General features: G+C 31.7%; 3 protein-coding genes. All 3 read left to right on the plus strand.

Annotated features, from left to right (window positions below):
• Positions 1-324: sensor histidine kinase (locus EGI22_RS15095; RefSeq protein ID WP_369010875.1), on the plus strand; the 324-nt coding region annotated here is incomplete at its 5' end.
• 113 nt (positions 325-437) lie between these two features.
• Positions 438-1,073, plus strand: a complete 636-nt coding sequence (locus EGI22_RS15100) for a response regulator transcription factor (protein WP_255069293.1) — start codon at positions 438-440, stop codon at positions 1,071-1,073.
• A gap of 1,463 nt (positions 1,074-2,536) precedes the next feature.
• The gene (locus EGI22_RS15105; RefSeq protein ID WP_255069294.1) at positions 2,537-3,064 is read left to right on the plus strand and encodes a hypothetical protein; all 528 of its coding nucleotides are present in this window, start codon (positions 2,537-2,539) and stop codon (positions 3,062-3,064) included.
• Positions 3,065-3,076 lie beyond the last annotated feature (12 nt).

Raw genomic sequence — 3,076 nt, forward strand, 5'->3', positions numbered from 1 at the left:
TATTTCCAACAAACAGATATACCTATGGAAAAAGTAAAACTAGATATGGAAGACCGCAAAAATCTGTATTTGATTTTGAAAGAAGGCATAAATAATATAGCCAAACACGCCGAAGCCACCAAAGCCTCGTTGGAAGTTTCTGAAAAAAATCAAAAGATAATTTTCACATTAACAGATAATGGTGTTGGCTTTGAAATAGATCAAAAAACAGAAGGAAATGGCCTGAGGAACTTTAAAGAAAGGGCTGAGGAATCAAATTTTGAATTGAAAATTGAAAGTGATGCAGGTAAAGGAACTATACTTTCTATATGTCTTTCTCACTAGAATTAGGGATTTTTTAGAATTGAAAACTATGCCAATTTTGTAGAAATAAATAACACAGAATGGTAGCTTTTTCAACAACGTATTTACAACAATTAAAACCTAAACCCAAGCAAATGATAAGAGTAGCCTTATTTGAAGACAACAAGAACTTTAGAGAAAGTTTGTCACTTTATTTGGCTAGTTCAGAGAACATTTGGATGACTGGCTCATACCCTGACGCCAGAGAGGCGGTTTCGATTGTGAAAAAGCAGAAACCTGATGTGATATTGATGGACATTGAGATGCCCTATATGAATGGCATACACGCAATGATAGAAATCAGAAAGGCCGTTCCCGATGCTAAAATCCTTATTCAGACAGTTTTTGAAGACGAAGACCGCGTATTTCAGGCCATTTGTGGTGGTGCCTCAGGCTATATCATCAAAAACCCTGACCCAGAAAAATATGTGCAGGCTATAGAGGAAGTGAATGGAGGCGGCTCGCATTTGTCGCCAGCCATAGCGGCCAAAGTGATGCAGATGTTTCAGAACCAATTTGTGAAAAAGGAACCAACATTTGTGGACCTAACAGCACGAGAAAAAGACGTGTTGGGTTGTTTGGTAAAAGGAATGAGTTACAAAATGATTGCGGATGCATGTAGCATAAGCTATGCCACTGTAAACACACACGTAAAGCATATTTATGAGAAATTGCATGTAAACTCAGCACCCGAAGCCATCATCAAGGCCATAGAGATGCGATTGGTCTGAAAGGTTGGGTTTTTAATTTATAAACTCCTATGGCCCAGAGGGTATAGGTGATGGGGTCAGCGAGGTTTTTGAGAGTGCCAACTATAAAAGCAATGTCATCTGAGATTGGAATTACTTGACGAAAGAGGGGTACTAGAATAAGTTGAAAAATATTAGTAATGAAAAAGCCCAAATTAATCCAAAATAAAGATTCATTTTTAGTATTCTTAATTCGAGGAGACTTTACAATTTTTTTATAAACTAAAGAACTTAACAAAATGAATAAAAAATTCATTACTGGGAAAATACTCGGACTAGTTAGAGGTCCTTTTGATGTAAAAATTTGGTAACAATCAAATCCAATAAATATTAAGCAAGTGAAAATTATTAATATATTTATTTGATTAGAATTAAGAATTTTTGAATAGAAAATAGAAGCAAAAATTAATGCAAAAAAAGAATAGGGGTGGTTTATGAAATGAGTTTCAGTTATTCCAAAGTATTTATATACAAGAAACAATACCTCAAAAAAGAGATAACCTAAAATTAAAACCATAAACCATTTAAAATCAGATTTAAAGCTTTTAATGTTAATTAAAGAATAAAGGCCTAAAACAAACAAAAGAAATATGAAAAAATCACCACTGTATATATATATGGCATAAAGGGTCTTTGAATATAGGAGCATATAAATTTAAGATTTTCTTTATAGAAATTGATATTAAAATTTGCAATGTTTTCTTATAAAAATCAAGGCCATAGAGATGCGATTGGTCTGAAAGGTTGGGTTCTTAATTTATAAACTCCGATGGCCCAGAGGGTGTAAGTTATGGGTTCAGAAATACTCAAAATTATTCCGAAAATAAAGGCTAAATCGTCAGAAAAAGGGGTAATAGCTTTATATATTGGTGTAATAAATAAATTTATTAGATTTGATATTAAAAATCCAAGGTTAAACCAAAATAATGGCTCATTTTTCAAGATTCTTATTTTAGAAGATTTTATCAGTCTAGAATGAACAAAAATAGCAAGAGCAATTGAAAGTGAATTTTTCAATGGAAATAATAAAGGAGCCCCAATTGGCTTGGCAATTGAAAGTTTATAAAAAATTTGAATTAAACTTGCCAAACAAAACAGAATAACTATTAAAATTACTGTCCATTTAATTTTTAAATTGTTTATTATTTTTAAATAAAAAATTGAAGGAATAATACATGCGACCCAGGCAAAAAGGTGATCTAATATATTAGAAACTGTATTGCCTGCTAACATAAATAAATTTATTGACAGATCAACAATTGAATAAGATATCAAAGTGATTAAAATAAAAACGAAAGGGCCTTTAAAATACTTTGATGAAACCAAAGAATAACCTGTCAAAATTACAAGAGAAATGGTTCCTAATTTTGCAGAGTTCAAAAACAAAAAATATAGAATTTTAGAATATAGTAACATTAATATTTTTTTAACAAACATATACAATTATGACAAAAACAGCAATTTATTCCTTAATGGCAAATATTATTTTATTTTGTTCATGCAACAAAGAAGGTTCAAATAGTAAGAATTTAGAATCTTTTAAATACCAATCTAGGCTTGATAGCCTTTTGAACGGAACAAAAGACTTCGGTAATGATGAAATTAATAATGGGGTAATCCGGCAACTCCAATATCAGAAAAAATTCAAAGTAGATGAAAAAAATGGTGTGGTTCTACCAAAGTCACTATTGAATCAATCCATAAATGGATTTACAGAATTAGGTATTGTTTTGCCCCAAGACACTTCAAACTATTCAAAATGGGATTTTTTAGTGGTTTACCCAGGTTTATCAATTAATGAATCTAACGAAGAAAAATTAGAACCAGTAGTATTTTATTATAAGGGAAAAAATTTTAATTCGACAGAAATGACACCTTACGGAAACCCAATAACGGGCATAAAAATCCAAGGCGGTGGTGGAGGCGATGGAGTTAAAGCTCTCCCTCCTCCTCCTCCAACACCACCACAATAATAATTTCTAATT

It is taken from the genome of Lacihabitans sp. LS3-19 (assembly GCF_024343575.1).
Lineage (GTDB): Bacteria > Bacteroidota > Bacteroidia > Cytophagales > Spirosomataceae > Leadbetterella.